The organism is Belliella pelovolcani (assembly GCF_900156785.1).
GTDB lineage: Bacteria > Bacteroidota > Bacteroidia > Cytophagales > Cyclobacteriaceae > Belliella > Belliella pelovolcani.
The window spans coordinates 119,558-136,056 of sequence record NZ_FTOP01000011.1 but is presented as its reverse complement, the minus strand read 5'-3'; the positions used below and the strand labels follow the sequence as shown (position 1 = coordinate 136,056).

Below are 16,499 nucleotides of genomic sequence, written 5' to 3'. Positions count from 1 at the left end.
ATTCACAAGAGATTACATAGAGATCTCTTTTACTTTATTCATCATTTGGGTACTATGTACTAGTGATGCGCCACCTCTGATAGCTGCAGCAACATGTACCGCTTCCATCATCTGCTCTTCATCGCAGCCCTTTTCCATGGTATCGACAGTGTAAGCATCTATGCAGTATGGACATTGGATCGCATGGGCGACGGCTAATGCGATTAGAGATTTTTCTCTAGCTGTCAAGGCTCCTTCTTGAAAAACTTCTCCGTAATAGTCGAAGAATTTATCCGCCATGGATTTTTGAAATTCCCCAATTTTCCCAAATTTTTTAAGATCTTCAGGATTGTAATATGTCTTCATGTTTGATAGTTTTGGTTGATATACGTATTAAGCTCAAGGTATAGATTTATGTTCAATGAAATATAAATTCTATAGAAATTTATATCCTAATAAATGATTATCTCTAAATAAGCAGTTATGTGATTATGTCAAATTCTATCATCTGGTCATTCTCCTACGATACACAACTAAGAATCCACAGAAATCTTAAAAAAAGATAGTGATTAATTTCTATTGCCTAGGAAGTTTGCAATGAAAAAATAATATATCTTAAAATGATTTTTATTAAAAATTTTATTCTGATTAAAATATTATTTTTAACATTATCATAAAGCTGTGATTCAAATAGAGCTTCCTTAATTTTTATTTTTTAAATTTCGGCTCCAACCAGATTTTCACCCAATTAAAAACTCTTTATGCCTATTTACAGCATCATTACTGGATCTGGAAAATACATTCCAGAGATTATAGTCAAGAACGAAAGCTTCCATAACCGCAATTTTATCAATGAAAAGGGAGAAAAATTAGAAAAACCAGTTCCTGATATCGTGAGTAAATTTCAAGAAATCACTGATATACAAGAAAGAAGATACCTCAATCCAGAACTCAACACTTCGGATATGGCTTTTTTTGCCGCAAAAGATGCAATTGAAAACGCCCGGATTGATTCCGAATCATTGGATTATATTATTGTCGCTCACAACTTTGGGGACATCCTCCATGATAATATCAAATCGGACATGGTGCCTACTTTGGCCTCCAGAGTCAAACATAAGCTTCAAATAGCAAATCCAGATTGCGTAGCTTATGATTTACCATTCGGCTGTCCTGGATGGGTACAAGGTATCATTCAGGCTAATTATTTTATTAAATCAGGTGATGCTCAGCGTGTATTGGTCATAGGAGCTGAGAATCTTTCACGAATAGCTGATCCGCACGATATAGATAGTATGATCTATTCTGATGGTGCTGGGGCAGTAATCCTAGAAGCAAAGGAAAGTGAAAAAGCACTTGGGATACTTTGTCATAAAACAAGAACTGATACACTGAATGAAGCCCATTTCTTAAAAATGGATATTTCTTATCATCCCGAGTTTGAAGACAACACCTTATTTATGAAAATGAATGGGAGAAAACTCTATGAATACGCACTCAATACAGTACCTGCACTGGTCAAAGCTACAATAGACAAATCAGGGGTTCCAATCCAAAAGATCAAGAAAGTCCTTATTCATCAAGCAAATGCAAAAATGGATGAAGCAATCATTCAGAGGCTATTCAAACTTTATGATCAAAGGCTTGAAGATTCTTCTTCTATCATGCCCATGACCATCTCCAAGCTTGGAAATAACTCAGTAGCGACTGTTCCAACTCTCTACGACATGATCATCAAAGGCGAATTAGAAAATCACCATATCAATTCTGGTGATCATTTGGTATTTGCTTCTGTAGGTGCTGGAATGAATGTAAACGCATTTGTTTACCTGGTTCCTTGAAGAAGTGTCAAAAAATGAATTAAAAATCCCCGTCTGTTAGTAGCTCAGACAGGGATTTTTTAAATGAAAATCTCACCTTGAAGATAGGTCACTGCATTCCCACTGATGTGAACCCTATCACCGACAAGTTTACAAATCAAACTTCCAGATCTTGCAGACATTTGAATAGCAGTCAAACTATTCTTCTTCAGTTTTTCTGCCCATAGGACAGTCAATGTAGTATGGGCAGAGCCAGTGACAGGATCTTCCTCCACTCCTACTTGAGGTCCAAATCAACGGCTTACAAAATCCACTTCTTTTCCTTGTGCAGTAACAATAAATCCACGAGTTTTTACTTTCTCTATCTCTTTAAAATCTATATGGATATCGCGTATGTCATCTTCTGATTCATAGACCAGTACATAGTCACTTTTACCTCTCCAAAGCTCTTTTGGTGCTTTCCAGAAACCATGGAATATACTTGAATCTAAGTCAATCCTTTTTATCTCATCCACTGGAAAATCTAAAGTCAGCATTCCAAGCTCTTCTTTCCTCACATCCAAAGCACCAGTTCGGGGAGATATGAATTTGATTAAATCGCCAGAATACCCTTCATGCTGAAATAAAACATGTGCTGTAGCCAAAGTTGCATGACCACAGAGATCAACCTCCACTGTCGGAGTAAACCAGCGGATTAAATAATAATCTCCATCTGCTACCACAAATGCCGTTTCTGATAAGTTATTCTCTGCGGCTATTTTTTGCATAAGTTCATCTGGCAACCAACTTTTCAAAGGAACCACAGCGGCAGGATTACCTTTAAATACTTCTTCTGTAAATGCATCTACTTGGTATATTCTCAGTTTCATATCAAATGGTATTTTTCATCTTTTCACCTATACGCTGTGCTATCGCACTTCCGAATATCAACTGTAAAGCATGATACATCATCAAAGGCAGCAAAATCACTCCAAATATGACTGGGTCTGGGAACATCACTCTTCCCATGACAGCACCTTGAACAAGCGACTTTTTACTTCCACAAAAAAGCACAGTAATCCTGTCGGCATCATTGAACTTCATGCTTTTGGCAAGGAAATCCATCAACAACATCATTACCAAAAAGAAAAGCAACATCAAGCCCCCCAAGGTGATTAACTCTCCTGCTGTTTTTCCATCAAACATTTTTTCAGCAAAGGATTCAGCAAATGCTGTAAAAACGATTAGTAGGATGATTGTCTGATCTAAGTTTTTCAATGCCTTACCATGCCTTCCAACCCATGCAGATAGGTACTGATGCACAAAAAGCCCAACAATCAAAGGTAAGAGAACCTGAAGGCTGAGTTTGATAAATGTATCCGTGAGATCAAATCCAATAGCAGTAGCAGGTAATAATAACTCCATCCAAATAGGCGTAATAAATATCCCAACCATACTCGAAATGCTGGCATTAAAAATCGCTGCTGGCAGATTGCCTTTCGCTATAGAAACCATCACCACAGAAGAGGAAACAGTAGAAGGCAAAGCGGCCAAATAAAAAGTCCCTAACCATATGTAAGAATTCTGATCACCCCAAATCGCATAAAGTACCAAAACAAGCAAAGGGAAAATCAAAAATGTAGTACCCTGTACTAGCAAATGAAGCTTCCAATTAGAAAGATCTTGAAGCAGTTTCCTAGGATTGAGCTTGACTCCATAAAAAAAGAAGATGACAGAAATGCCAACACCTGTGATGGGCTTGAGTGGTATAGGGCTATCTGCAGTACCCCACTCAGGATACAGTTTGGCTAAGAAGATCACTCCAATCAATAGAAAGAAAAAGGTATTGAGACCAACTTTTTTGAGCGTAACGAATAAATTGGACATATGGGAATGACTTATGATCTTTTGAAGTTATCGCAAATGATAGCCGTAGCTATGGCCACATTAAGAGATTCTGCATGACCAAATCGCGGAATTGTCAGCCTTTCTGTAACAAGCTCTGCTATTCTATCTGATATACCATTGGATTCGTTGCCCATCAGAATAACACCTGTTGATTTCAGGTTTTGTTGATGAATATCTTTCCCCCCTAGAAAGGCTCCATATATAGGTAAGTTCAAAGTAGGTAAATAGGTATATAAATCGGTATAATACACATTCACTCTTGTAAAACTTCCCATACTGGAATTAAGTACCTTTGGGTTATAAATATCAGCCGATTCTTCTGAGCAAATGATATGCTTGATTCCATACCAATCAGCAATTCTGATAATCGTACCTAAATTCCCAGGATCCCTCACATCATCCAAAGCGAGCATCAATTCTGATTTAGATATTTGGGGTGGATCATTGACTTTAATCTTTGCCACGGCCAAGGCACTGTCATTGGACTGAAAAGATCCCGCTGACTCTAGTACTTTTTGAGTCACAAGAAAAGCCTCTCCTTTGAAACCTCTTAACAAATTTCTATATTCTGTTTCAAACTTCTCTGTGTACAATAAATATGTGATTTCGAAATCTGAATCCAATAATTCCGTTACATTTTTGCTACCTTCCACAAAAAATGCGTTTTCCTGTTTACGGAATTTTTTATGTTGCAAGGATTTAATAAACTTAAGCGTATTTTTGCTTAACATTCGGTGAGCGTCAAATAGTGAATAAGGCCAAATATATAAACTTTATCTTTCTCCTTTTTTTGATTTCTTCATGTTCTTTGACCAAGGGCTTGAAGGAAAACGAATATTTGGTCTATCAAGTACAAATAGAAGGTGTAGAGAAGAGCGATAAGGATGCAATTTCTAACCTGATCAAGCAAGAACCCAATACCCGTATTCCATTTTTAAATACATCAATTGGGGTAGCCTTTTATAGATTTGGAGAATGGACTTTTGATAGTACCGTTCACATTCAAAGAAAAGAGAATTTAGAAAAAGAAAGGAAAGCACTTTTAACCAAGAAGGAAGAGGAACTATCCCGAAGGGAAATCAAGCGATTCAATAAAATCAATAATCAAATCACTTCAATAGAAAAAAAATTAGAGTTTGGAAACTTTTTCATGCGAACTGGCAACCCAAGAGTAATCCATGACAGCATCAAGACTGAGGATTCACGAAGGCAAATCTCTTTTTACTTATCCAATAATGGTTTCTTTGAAAACGAAGTAGATTATGCTGTAGACTATGATGGTAAAAAAGCTAGGATAAAATATTTACTTACTGAAAATGAACCATATGTCATTGATTCTGTCTACTCTCGATCAGATGATGAAAACATTTATCTACTTCTAGATAAAAATAAAAGGCGTTCCGAAATCAAAACTCGAAGCAGATACGAGCAAGCACAACTATCTAGGGAGCGTCAGCGTGTGGAAGACTTCCTAAAGGAAAACGGCTATTATACTTTTTCAAAATCCTACATTGAATACAATGTCTACAAAGACACTCTTGAAAAAACTGTTCAAATAGAGCAGGTCATCAGAAAACCAGCGGCCAATGATTTCCACAAAGTTTACACCCTAGACTCTATCTACTTCTCTATTGACGCGCCTTCGGGAGACAGCTTCTTTGAAGAAGAAACGAAGTCGAAATACAAGGACATCAATTTCAAAATCTATCGAGATCGCTATTCCGAAAAAATAATCTCTTCAAGAATATTCCTAAATCAAGGTGACCTCTATAATAAAACAGATGTATTAGAGACGCAAAGGCAGTTAGCTAATTTGGATCTCTTTAGGTTTGTTAATATTTCTTTTGATACCTTGGGAACAGTCTTAAGGCCAAGGATTTTTACACAACCAAATCAAAAATACCTGATCACAAACCAACTTGGTGCTAGTATCACAGAGCAAGTTCCTGGACCATTTTTTAGTCATTCTTTAAGAAATCGAAATCTATTTCGAGGAGCAGAGATCTTTGAGTTTAACTTCAGAGCTGGTCTTGAAGGTGTTGTATCAGCAACAGGCGAAGGTGGTGTTTTCAGATCCAGGGAGTTGAATACTTCCGCATCGATTATCTTCCCGCAGTTTTTGGTGCCAATGAATAAATTTGCTCTAGAGCGATTTGGAAGGTACAATCCCAGGACTAGAACTTTGATTGGTTACAATTATGTAGATCGGCCTGAATACAACAGGGAAAGTGTCAATGGAATCCTTGCCTACAATTGGAACACACGAAACCTTAGACAGCAATTCTCGCTCAACTTAGTCGATGCTAACTTTATCAGATCTAATTTAAGTAATGATTTCAGAGAAATACTTGAAGACCTTCAAAATCAAGGAAATAACCTTATCAATTCATTTCTCCCTTCATATGTAAGTAGCATCTCAGGACAAGTTATCATCAACTTCAATCAGTATGGCGTTTTTCAGAAAAACAGTGCTTCACTTTTACGACTTTTCTTAGAAAGTGGTGGGACGGCGCTCAATTTTGTCAATAGGCAATTTATAGAAAATCGAAGCCTTGCGTATTTCCAGTTCTTAAAATTTCAAGCAGACTTTAGGAGATATATCCCACTGAGCAACAAACAGACTTTTGCTTATAGGCTCAATTTGGGTATGGCCAAACCGTATGGCATTAGTGATGGAATTTTACCTTATGAAAAATATTTCTTTGCTGGGGGTAGTACCGGTATCAGAGCTTGGCAACCTAGACGACTTGGCCCAGGATCTTATACACCTCCGTTAAATGAAGACGGTTCATTTGATTATAGATTTGAGCAGCCGGGAGATATTCTATTCGAAGGAATGCTGGAATATAGAAGGAAACTATATGGCTATTTTGACGGAGCTTTTTTCATTGATTTTGGAAATAGCTGGACTTTTCTCAATGATCCTACTAGACCAGGGGCTAACTTTGAGTTCAATAGATTTTACAAGGAGATTGCGGTAGGTACAGGTCTGGGATTGAGAATGGATTTTGATTTTTTGGTGCTAAGACTGGATATGGGCGTCAAAGCTGTAGATCCCGCACGAGAAGAGGGCCAAAGATTTATCCTTGGTAATTTCTTCAATGGCTTTCTAGGTGAAAGAGGCCAAACTGTCTTCAATATAGGGATCGGGTATCCATTCTAATCAACTGTTATTCTATCTAGATTGCTTTCCCAATATGTACCAAGGCATCGCCAGCATTCACGACTGGATTGTTGTTAAGTCCCACGATAAATCCATTGGTTGTACACTTGATAGGCACTTTTACTTGCCCGTAAGGGTCTGAGATTCTAGCCAGAATTTGCCCTTTTTTGACGTGATCTCCCAATTGCACTGAGGTCATAAAAATTCCTGAAATCTTTGCCCTCAACCAAGAGCTTTCAGCTATCATGGTCAAGTCCTTCTTTTCAGGAGCAGCTTCCAACATACCCAAGTAATGAAGCATACGCTTCGTACCTGCGACTGCCTCCTCTACTGCAAAGTCATCCAAACGCATAGACTCTCCCCCTTCGTATACTAGAATACTTTTCTTCTTTTTATAAGCTTCCTTCCTGAAGGATTTATCAATATGAGGAGAATTCAAAATAAAATGTGTCCCAAAAGCTTTAGCTAGTTCAACGCCTTTTTTGTCTTTGTAGTCTACTCTGATTTGAGGGTAATTGGACAGCATCCTCCCTCCAGTATGCATGTCTATACCATAATCTATCAATGGGATGATTTCATTAGTCAAGATGAACGCAATCTGAGAAGCTAATGAACCTTTTTTACTGCCTGGAAAACTCCTATTCAAATCTCTCCCATCAGGAAAGGTTCTGGAATTACTCAAAAAACCATATACATTTACCAACGGAATCAATATCACTGTTCCCTTTGAAGGTGTGATTTCATCTTCCTCCAGCATCCTCTTTACGGCTACGATTCCGTTGATTTCATCACCATGTACACCTCCGGAGATCAAGACAACTGGACCATCTTCTTTTGCTCTTTTGATGAAAACTGGAAGATCAATCAATGTATGGGTGGGCAACCTTGCAATTGCAATTTCTATATTGACAGTTTGACCTGGTCTTATTCTTACTCCGTTGATTACCATTTCTTTCATTCTGGAACAGATTTAATTAAAGTGACATATACGTCTCGAATCTTTCTATTTGGGTAAAATCTTGCTTAATTCGCAAGAAGAATTTTCAGCCATGAATATACAAGAAAACATCTCGTTAAAGTCATACAATACTTTTGGAATTGATAAAAAAGCTAAATTTTTTGCTATTGCAAATACCGAAGAAGATGTCCTAGAAGCCTTGGAGAAGGCCAAAGAATGGAATATTCCATTACTGATTCTAGGGGGAGGAAGTAATATCCTTCTGACTCAGGATATAAATGCGCTTGTACTAAAGATGGAAATAAGTGGGATAAACTTGATAGAAGAATCAAAAGAAGATGTTTTCGTGGAAGTTGGTGCTGGAGAAAACTGGCATCAATTTGTACTGCATTGTATTGAGCAGAATTGGGCTGGTGTTGAAAATCTTTCGCTAATTCCCGGGACAGTAGGTGCATCTCCAATGCAAAACATCGGTGCCTATGGCATAGAGATCAAGGAAGTGTTTCATACTCTCAGAGCGATCAATAGAGATTCTGGTAAAACAGAAGTGTTCGATTGGAATGAGTGTCAATTTGGCTATAGAGAAAGTGTCTTTAAAAATGCACTGAAGGATCAGTACATCATCACCAAAGTTTCATTTAAGTTAAAAAAGAATCCTATTTTCAATATTTCTTACGGCGCTATCGAAGAAACATTGCAAACTATGGGTATCAAAGAGCTTAACATCAAAGCAATATCAGATGCTGTAATCCAAATCAGGCAAAGTAAATTGCCAGATCCCGCGGTAATTGGAAACGCTGGAAGTTTCTTCAAAAATCCGACAATTTCTCAAGAGCAGTTCGATAAGCTAAAATCTGAGTATCCAAACATTCCCGGATACCCTAATGAGAATGGCATAAAAGTAGCAGCAGCATGGCTGATCGAACAAGCTGGCTGGAAGGGACAAACTTTTGGTAAGATTGGTGTACACAAGCTACAACCACTTGTCTTAGTCAATTATGGAGATGGAGATGGAAAAGAAATAGCCAATCTCAGTAAAAAAATACAAACCTCAATTCAAGAAAAATTTGGGATTTTACTTCATCCAGAGGTTAATTTCATTTAAATCAAGGGGTCTTCAATCTTAATTTCGACTCCATATTTATCAACTTCCACCCCAAATTTCTTTAAGAACTCTAAGCCCTCATCGAATGGTAATCCTTTGTATTCAGCGTAAGAATACATGTATATGACTCTTTGGATACCCATGGAAAAGATAATTCTTGCGCAGGCTAGGCAGGGAGCCAAGGTCACATATAGCGTGGATCCTTCCACCGAAGTATTGTTCTTGACTGCATATAAAATGGCATTTTGTTCTGCATGAAGAGCAAGTGTACAACTACCTTTACTATCTCGGGCACAACCTTCATGTGGAAACTCCTCGTCGCAGTTGTGGGTACCTGACGGAGGCCCATTATAACCAATGGATATGATTCTAGTCTCTTTTGTCAGCACAGCCCCTACATGCTTTTTGATACAATGTGATCTTTTTGCAAGATTCACAGCTAGTTCCATAAAAATATCATCAAAATTAGGCTTGCTCATTCCTGAATGGATTAATATAAATCGAATTAGATAGCAAAGAAAACAAATCTTAATGGTTTTCTGGTTTTATGCTACAGTTTTTAAAGTAAATAATTTCCTACTTTTGTAATCTAATCAAGTAGCAAATGGAAAAGGAGAATTTAACTGAAGAGCAAATGATCGTAAGAGATTATCTAGCGAGGCAAAGGACTACCCTGGCCAACGACAGGACGCTCCTCTCTTATATCAGAACTTCGCTTTACTTTTTGGTCAGTGGTACTGCTTTGATGGAGGTAAATGTACTTAGCCATATCAGTGACTTGGGATATTTAGCTTTTGCATTAAGTATAGGATTGATCTTTCTTGGTTTTTTCAATTATTTCAAGGTCAAAAAAAAGCTCAAAAAGGGTAATTACATTAAAATGTAAAGACCTTTTTTTCGAATATGCCTGACTAATAATCCTCACTGAATAAACAAATTACCTTTGGAATATCTAAAAGATGAAGGCTATGCCCTGATTGGTTTTGCCATTATTGTCTTAGCCCTACTTGCTATTGATTTACTAGTCTTCAATAAAGAAGCCCACAAAGTATCTACTAAAGAAGCTCTGAATTGGTCAATCGTCTGGATTGGGATCGGACTGCTATTTGGCTTGTATGTTTATTGGGATTTTGGACTAGAGAAAGCTTCTCAGTACTACTCCGCATTCTTGATTGAAAAAGCCCTCAGCGTAGACAATCTTTTTGTTTTTATCTTGGTGTTTAAGTTTTTCAAAGTACCAGATAAATACCAGCACAAAGTCTTGTTTTACGGAATCTTAGGAGCTATCATCATGAGAGCTATTTTCATTTTCTTTGGTGTTACTTTAATAGAATTAACTTTCATTGAACCTTTTTATCTATTTGGTATTGAGCTTCATATCAATATCATATTGACCATGTTTGGAATCTTCCTTTTCTATGCTGGCATCAAGACTTGGAAGCAAGACGAAGAGGTTGAGGACAAAAAAGACTTCTCAAAATCTTTGGGAACTAAACTCATTCACAAACTATTCAGAGTAGATCCAAAATACCATGGAGAGAAGTTTTTTGTAAGGATTAATGGAAAAAGATTTGCGACACAACTACTAGTGGTAGTCGCAGTGATTGAGTTTACTGATCTATTATTTGCTGTGGATTCCATTCCTGCCATTTTTGCTATTTCAAATGATCCTGTTATCCTTTATACCTCCAATATATTTGCGATACTTGGACTTAGGGCACTGTACTTTCTACTAGCTAATAGTTTTGAGATGTTTCATTACTTGCAACATGGGCTCTCATTTATATTGATTTTTATCGGTTTCAAGATGATCATTTCTGCTGCTTATCATTTTCCATCTTATATTTCGCTATCAGTTGTGTTTGGAATTCTTTTGATAAGTATCATTGCATCATGGAACCGGTATAAGTCACTTCACTCCAATTCATAGTTTGGTAAGCTTCTTGCTCCTAATGGATACAGAAACCAATCAAACAAACTATGAGAGCTTTGGGAATTATTTTGATAGTTATCGGAATTGCGATGTTCATTTTTTCAGGAATCAGTTTCAATACGGAAGAAAATATCATTGACGCTGGACCAATACAAGTCAACAAAACCAAAGAAAATGAAGTCAACTGGCCTAATTATGCTGGAGGAATTAGTGTAGCTGCAGGTATAATCTTACTTGTGGGAGGAAGAAAAAATAAGAATTAGTAGTTCTTAGCCGCTATTTTTGATTAATTTAGAATTGATTTCTCAAATAGTAATTGAACACCTTTTCAACCATTTGTTTCATTAATTTAAAATATTGATTTGAAACTAGCAGCAGTAGATATCGGATCCAATGCCATCAGGCTCCAAATTACCAATGTAACTCACTACGAGGATAAAACCACCTTCAAAAAACTAGAATACCTTCGCTTTCCACTTAGATTAGGTATGGATGTTTTCCATGTTCAAAAAATCAGTGATAAGAACAGAAGGAAGTTTGTAAAATTGATGAAGGCTTTTAAACTTTTGATTGACCTCTACGAAGTGGATGATTACATGGTGTGTGCAACTTCTGCCATGCGTGAATCTGCCAATGGAAAAGAGATAGCAGATGAAGTCAAGCAGGATATTGGATTGAAAATCCAAATTATCGACGGAAATAGAGAAGCGGAGCTAATCAATTTGGCATTGTGGTCATATATAGATGAAAAACCTTATTTACACATCGATGTGGGTGGTGGTAGTACGGAGCTTAATATCTATAAAAACAAGCAAAAGATTGCTTCAAAGTCTTTTAAAATTGGTTCGGTCAGAGCATTGGATGACAATATCCCACTTTCTGTATGGAAAAGTATGAATAAATTCATAGAAGAAAACATCACCAATAAAGACAAAATCACCTGTATTGGAACAGGAGGTAACATCAATAAAATTTTTGAATTATCAAATCCAGCTAAGAATAAAAGATACATCAGTCCAGAAAAGATTAAAGAAATTAAAGAATACCTAGAGTCTTTTTCTTACGAGGACAGAATCAATAAACTTAACCTGAATCCTGATCGGGCAGACGTTATCATTCCTGCAAGCAAAATTTATCTTGCAGCTATGACAGCAGCAGCATCCAAAAAAATGATCGTACCAGATGTAGGACTGAAAGATGGATTGATGAATGTGCTATACGAAAGAAATAAAATCAAGAAAGTAGTCAAATAAAAAATGCCTCACTTTGATTGTGAGGCGTTTTTTATCTGTTTACCCTATCAACTTCACCTGCATGACATCGTCTACATTGAGATGAAAAAACTCCTTGTGGATATTGAACTCTTCTTCATCCGCTTGAGGCATTTTTCTGATGTAGGTTCCATCCTCCAGCATTTTATACGAGTTGACATTGTCTCTAAGATTGAATGCTATGATGTTCATCAATTGCTTTTCCAAAAGTGGTGCATCTACTTTGAATAATGACTCCAGTCTTTTGTCAAAACTTCTCACCATCATATCAGCACTTCCCGCATAAGTTCTAGTCTCACCATTATTATGAAAATGATAGATTCTAGAATGCTCTAAATAGTCCCCAACAATAGAAAAAACCTCGATATTTTCACTTAAACCTGGTCTTCCTGGTCTAAGACAGCAAATACCCCTAATGATCAATTTTATGGGAACACCGGCCTGCGAAGCCCTATACAAGGCATATATGATTTCGGAATCCTCTAGAGAATTGACTTTGATAAAAATACCACTTGGAAGACCCTTTTTGGCATTTTCTGACTCTTGTTCAATAAAGCTAATCAATTGATTTCTCATGTCCCGAGGTGCCGTAATCAAGCTTTCATAAGTGTCTGGCATAGAATGTCCAGTGATTACATTAAAAAATTCAGACACATCATTAGCCAGAATCTCATTGGTAGTAAGCAAACCTATATCAGTATAAAGTCTTGCCGTATCTTCATTGTAATTACCAGAACCTAGGTGAACATATCTTGTAACCTTGTTTTCGTCCTTCTTGACGATCAGCATCAATTTAGTATGTGTTTTCAAATTACTGATCCCATAGATTACAAAGCAACCTGCTTTTTGAAGCTTTTTGGCTTCACGAATGTTATTTTCCTCATCAAACCTAGCCTTGACTTCAAAAAGAACCGATACGTGCTTGCCATTCTCAGCTGCTCTAAGTAGCGCCTTGGTTATCCTAGAATCACTGGCAAGTCGATAAATAGTCATCTTGATAGCCATGACATTATGATCATCCGCAGCCTTTTCAATTAGATCAAGAATCGGGTCGATGTTGTTATAAGGATGGTGCAAAAGTATATCCCTATTTTTCAAAACCTGAAAAATATCTTCTGTTCCTTCCTCCGGATAAGATAATGGATGAACTGGAGAGGGCATTTGAGGGAGTCTATCTTTGAAACGCCTATTCCCAATCACTTGCCAAAGACCAGTGAAATCCAGCATACTTCTTCTTTCTACTTTGAAGATACTGTCATCTTGAATATTCCACCTTTCTTTCAGCAAATTGATCATCCATTTGCTGTATCCTTCTTCAATTTCAATTCGCACTACCCTGCCGGTCTTTCTTTCGTTAAGTTTTCGCTTTACTTCTTCCAGAAAGTTCGCATCCATGTCCTCACTTTCTTCCAAAGTAAAGTCTCCATTTCTAGTTATTCTGAATAGGTTTACAGATTCTATATTCACATTTCGAAATAGCGAAATTAGATTTTCTCTGATTACTTCTTCAATTGGGATGTAGATCACTACATCTTCGCGCTCTACTTCAAAAAACCTCGGAATATTGGCAGGAATCTGCACAAAAGATAGTTTTCTATTTTCTTTTTTCTCTCCTGGCGCCAAAGTGACTACTCCAAAAACCAAGAGCTTATTCATCAAAATCGGAAAAGTTCGATAACCATCATATACCATGGGAGTTAGCATTGGGTATATCGCCTTATTGAAATAAGACCTGATATACTCTTGCTCGTCCTCAGTTAGATTTTTGACGTTACTCAAAATAAAACCTGAATCTGCCATATTTGGCAGAAGGTTTTTTTGAAAATGTTCTTGTTGCTTTTTGTGAAAGGCTTGACACTCTAGCATCAATTTTACCTTGAAAGGTTCTTCTCTGAGCCCAGAGTAGTCAACTCTTTCTTTATCATAATCAAGATAATTGTAGAGAGAACCTACTCTAATCATAAAAAATTCATCCAGGTTAGACGCAGTGATTGCGAGAAATTTCAACTTCTCGAAAATTGATCTTGATTCTTTTTTGGATTGATCAAAAACACGCTCATTGAACTTAAGCCAGCTTAAATCTCTACTGACAAGATCACTCGCATAGATGATGCTATCAAATTTATCTTTGGTTGCAATATTCATAATTCAAGTATTCTTAGGGCGAAATTACTTAATAATAATCCTCCAAATGGAGCTTAAGTTTAAGTATTTTATAACGAAATAAAAAAGGGAGCGATTCGCTCCCTTAAATTTATTTTCTGAAAATTATCAGGTATCAATTTTTGCGTATTTCGCGTTTTTCTCGATAAAGTCTCTCCTTGGTGGCACTTCATCTCCCATCAGCATACTGAAAAGGTGGTCTGCTTCTGCAGCAGACTCTATAGTCACTTGCTTGAGCGTTCTTGTATTTGGATCCATAGTGGTGGTCCAAAGCTGCTCTGGGTTCATCTCTCCCAGACCTTTATAACGCTGCAAATTAATGCTATCTTCTTTTCCTGAATCACCTACCATCTCTCTAGTGATCTTTCTTCTATCTTCTTCATCATAAGCATAACGCTCGTCCTTTCCCTTTTTCAGAAGGTAAAGTGGTGGCTGAGCGATATAGACATAGCCATTTTCGATAAGAGATCTAAGATATCTAAAGAACAATGTAAGAATCAATGTTCTGATGTGAGAACCATCAATATCAGCATCTGTCATAATGATAATCTTGTGATATCTCAAGTTGGTCAGATCCAATTCTCTATCACCATTGACAGTACCAAACTTAACACCTAGCGCCGTGAGGATATTTTTGATCTCATCGTTATCGTAGATTTTATGCTCATGGGCTTTTTCTACATTTAGGATTTTTCCTTTGAGCGGAAGAATCGCTTGAAAATCTCTATCTCGTCCTTGCTTTGCAGAACCTCCCGCGGAATCACCTTCTACCAAGTATAATTCACATACAGTTGGATCAGAATTGGCACAATCTGCAAGTTTACCTGGCAGACCACCTCCACCGAGAACATTCTTACGCTGTACCATCTCCCGGGCTTTTCTAGCTGCATGTCTAGCTTGTGCTGCTAAGACTACTTTACCCACGATTATTTTAGCCTCTTTTGGATGTTCTTCCAGCCAGATTTGTAACACCTCAGAGACAGCACTGTCTACCGCACCAACTACATCCGAATTACCAAGTTTCGTTTTGGTCTGACCTTCAAATTGAGGTTCTGCTACTTTTACTGAAATGACAGCCGTCAATCCTTCCCTGAAGTCGTCTCCAGAAACTTCAATTTTCAACTTATCAAGCATACCAGATTTATCTGCATAGCTTTTTAAAGTTCTAGTCAAAGCTCTTCTGAAACCTGATACGTGACTACCGCCTTCATAAGTATTGATGGTATTGACATAAGAAACCACATTTTCTGAGTAAGAAGAATTATAACTCATAGCCACCTGTACAGGTACGCTATTTCGCTCTGACTCAATGTAAATAGGTTCTTCTATGATTTTTTCTTTTGTATCGTCTAGATACTGTACAAATTCTACCAAACCACCTTCTGAAAAGAATTCATTGGACCTTGGCGTGCCATCCTCTTCCAATTCTCTCATATCCTTGAGCAAAATCCTGATCCCTGCATTTAGGAAAGACATCTCTCTCAGCCTATTGGCTATAGTTTCGTACTTATACTCCGTGATGGCAAAAATACTTGCATCAGGTTTGAAGTGAATGATTGTTCCTCTCTTATTAGTTGTACCTATCTCTCTCACAGGGTATTGAGGTACACCTATAGCATACTCTTGTTCGTAAACCTTACCCCCTCTATGCACGGTAGCTTTAAGCATAGTGGACAATGCATTCACACAAGAAACACCCACACCATGAAGTCCACCTGAAACTTTGTAGGTGTCTTTGTCAAACTTTCCACCAGCATGTAGGACAGTCATTACAACTTCAAGTGCAGATTTTTTTTCTTTTGGGTGAAAATCTGTTGGAATACCTCTTCCATTATCTTCAACGGTTACTGAATTATCTTCGTTAATTGTAACATGAATGGTATCACAATGCCCTGCAAGCGCCTCATCTATAGAGTTATCCACCACTTCCCATATTAGGTGATGAAGTCCTTTTACTCCAACATCGCCAATATACATGGCAGGTCTTTTTCTTACAGCTTCTAATCCTTCGAGAATTTGTATATTCCCCGCTGAATAATCATTCTTGTTTTCTTCTATGTTGTCGCTCATAACTAATTTTAAGCTCCTTTATTGATGTAAAAAAGGGATTTTTTGACAATCGTATTAAAGCGTAATAATACGCAAATTTTTCGAGAGCACATACCCACTTGCATCCTTAAATTGCATTATTTAAGTAATTATACAATAAGGAAATAATAA

General features: G+C 37.2%; 14 protein-coding genes and 1 pseudogene. 7 read left to right on the top strand and 8 right to left on the bottom strand.

What is annotated here, in order from left to right:
• Positions 1-12: 12 nt before the first annotated feature.
• Complete coding sequence (locus BW935_RS12965; RefSeq protein WP_076502087.1) at positions 13-345, bottom strand: arsenosugar biosynthesis-associated peroxidase-like protein; 333 nt, start codon at positions 343-345, stop codon at positions 13-15.
• A gap of 395 nt (positions 346-740) precedes the next feature.
• Here BW935_RS12965 and BW935_RS12960 point away from each other — a divergent pair, with 395 nt between their 5' ends.
• Complete coding sequence (locus BW935_RS12960) at positions 741-1,820, top strand: 3-oxoacyl-ACP synthase III family protein (protein WP_076502086.1); 1,080 nt, start codon at positions 741-743, stop codon at positions 1,818-1,820.
• A gap of 59 nt (positions 1,821-1,879) precedes the next feature.
• Here BW935_RS12960 and BW935_RS12955 read toward each other — a convergent pair.
• From BW935_RS12955 to BW935_RS12945, 3 genes and pseudogenes are all read right to left on the bottom strand, one after another.
• Positions 1,880-2,668: pseudogene (locus BW935_RS12955) on the bottom strand (PhzF family phenazine biosynthesis protein).
• Between the two features lies 1 nt (position 2,669).
• Positions 2,670-3,665: a bile acid:sodium symporter family protein gene (locus tag BW935_RS12950; RefSeq protein WP_076502084.1), complete on the bottom strand. Its 996-nt coding sequence runs from the start codon at positions 3,663-3,665 to the stop codon at positions 2,670-2,672.
• Between the two features lie 11 nt (positions 3,666-3,676).
• Complete coding sequence (locus BW935_RS12945; RefSeq protein WP_076502083.1) at positions 3,677-4,417, bottom strand: TrmH family RNA methyltransferase; 741 nt, start codon at positions 4,415-4,417, stop codon at positions 3,677-3,679.
• A 17-nt stretch (positions 4,418-4,434) separates the two neighbouring features.
• Between BW935_RS12945 and tamL the strand changes: the two genes are divergently transcribed.
• Entirely contained in the window at positions 4,435-6,849 is a 2,415-nt protein-coding gene (gene tamL / locus BW935_RS12940; RefSeq protein ID WP_076502081.1) for a translocation and assembly module lipoprotein TamL, read from the top strand.
• A gap of 16 nt (positions 6,850-6,865) precedes the next feature.
• Here tamL and BW935_RS12935 read toward each other — a convergent pair whose 3' ends face one another.
• Complete coding sequence (locus BW935_RS12935) at positions 6,866-7,807, bottom strand: succinylglutamate desuccinylase/aspartoacylase family protein (RefSeq protein ID WP_076502080.1); 942 nt, start codon at positions 7,805-7,807, stop codon at positions 6,866-6,868.
• A gap of 61 nt (positions 7,808-7,868) precedes the next feature.
• On the opposite strand from BW935_RS12935, the gene murB reads away from it, so the two are divergent.
• A complete protein-coding gene (gene murB, locus BW935_RS12930; RefSeq protein WP_262484365.1) occupies positions 7,869-8,912 on the top strand; it encodes a UDP-N-acetylmuramate dehydrogenase in 1,044 nt (347 codons plus the stop codon).
• On the opposite strand, the gene BW935_RS12925 is transcribed toward murB, so the two are convergent.
• Entirely contained in the window at positions 8,909-9,391 is a 483-nt protein-coding gene (locus BW935_RS12925) for a deoxycytidylate deaminase (protein ID WP_076502076.1), read from the bottom strand. The genes murB and BW935_RS12925 overlap by 4 nt on opposite strands.
• A 125-nt stretch (positions 9,392-9,516) precedes the next feature.
• On the opposite strand from BW935_RS12925, the gene BW935_RS12920 reads away from it, so the two are divergent.
• The 4 genes from BW935_RS12920 to BW935_RS12905 all read left to right on the top strand — a co-directional run bounded on the left by BW935_RS12920 (position 9,517) and on the right by BW935_RS12905 (position 12,098).
• Positions 9,517-9,798 carry a DUF202 domain-containing protein gene (locus tag BW935_RS12920; protein WP_076502075.1) on the top strand — a complete coding sequence of 94 codons (282 nt, stop codon included), beginning with the start codon at positions 9,517-9,519 and terminating at the stop codon, positions 9,796-9,798.
• Positions 9,799-9,855: 57 nt separating this feature from the next.
• Positions 9,856-10,842 (top strand): TerC family protein, encoded by a 987-nt coding sequence (locus BW935_RS12915; protein WP_076502073.1) that lies wholly within the window; start codon positions 9,856-9,858, stop codon positions 10,840-10,842.
• Between the two features lie 50 nt (positions 10,843-10,892).
• On the top strand, positions 10,893-11,108 hold the full coding sequence (locus BW935_RS12910; protein ID WP_076502072.1) for a hypothetical protein: 216 nt from the start codon (positions 10,893-10,895) through the stop codon (positions 11,106-11,108).
• 99 nt (positions 11,109-11,207) lie between these two features.
• On the top strand, positions 11,208-12,098 hold the full coding sequence (locus tag BW935_RS12905) for a Ppx/GppA phosphatase family protein (protein WP_076502070.1): 891 nt from the start codon (positions 11,208-11,210) through the stop codon (positions 12,096-12,098).
• A 39-nt stretch (positions 12,099-12,137) separates the two neighbouring features.
• On the opposite strand, the gene ppk1 is transcribed toward BW935_RS12905, so the two are convergent.
• Together ppk1 and gyrB are read right to left on the bottom strand one after the other, a co-directional pair.
• Positions 12,138-14,261, bottom strand: a complete 2,124-nt coding sequence (gene ppk1, locus BW935_RS12900; RefSeq protein WP_076502069.1) for a polyphosphate kinase 1 — start codon at positions 14,259-14,261, stop codon at positions 12,138-12,140.
• A 126-nt stretch (positions 14,262-14,387) separates the two neighbouring features.
• Positions 14,388-16,349: a DNA topoisomerase (ATP-hydrolyzing) subunit B gene (gene gyrB, locus BW935_RS12895; protein ID WP_076502067.1), complete on the bottom strand. Its 1,962-nt coding sequence runs from the start codon at positions 16,347-16,349 to the stop codon at positions 14,388-14,390.
• Positions 16,350-16,499: the final 150 nt, after the last annotated feature.

Bases quoted from the DNA above. Each gene is read 5' to 3' on its own strand.
- BW935_RS12965 (WP_076502087.1), bottom strand. From the start codon at position 345: ATGAAGACATATTACAATCCTGAAGATCTTAAAAAATTTGGGAAAATT.
- BW935_RS12960 (WP_076502086.1), top strand. From the start codon at position 741: ATGCCTATTTACAGCATCATTACTGGATCTGGAAAATACATTCCAGAG.
- BW935_RS12950 (WP_076502084.1), bottom strand. From the start codon at position 3,665: ATGTCCAATTTATTCGTTACGCTCAAAAAAGTTGGTCTCAATACCTTT.
- BW935_RS12945 (WP_076502083.1), bottom strand. From the start codon at position 4,417: ATGTTAAGCAAAAATACGCTTAAGTTTATTAAATCCTTGCAACATAAA.
- BW935_RS12935 (WP_076502080.1), bottom strand. From the start codon at position 7,807: ATGAAAGAAATGGTAATCAACGGAGTAAGAATAAGACCAGGTCAAACT.
- BW935_RS12925 (WP_076502076.1), bottom strand. From the start codon at position 9,391: ATGAGCAAGCCTAATTTTGATGATATTTTTATGGAACTAGCTGTGAAT.
- BW935_RS12920 (WP_076502075.1), top strand. From the start codon at position 9,517: ATGGAAAAGGAGAATTTAACTGAAGAGCAAATGATCGTAAGAGATTAT.
- BW935_RS12910 (WP_076502072.1), top strand. From the start codon at position 10,893: ATGAGAGCTTTGGGAATTATTTTGATAGTTATCGGAATTGCGATGTTC.
- ppk1 (WP_076502069.1), bottom strand. From the start codon at position 14,261: ATGAATATTGCAACCAAAGATAAATTTGATAGCATCATCTATGCGAGT.
- gyrB (WP_076502067.1), bottom strand. From the start codon at position 16,349: ATGAGCGACAACATAGAAGAAAACAAGAATGATTATTCAGCGGGGAAT.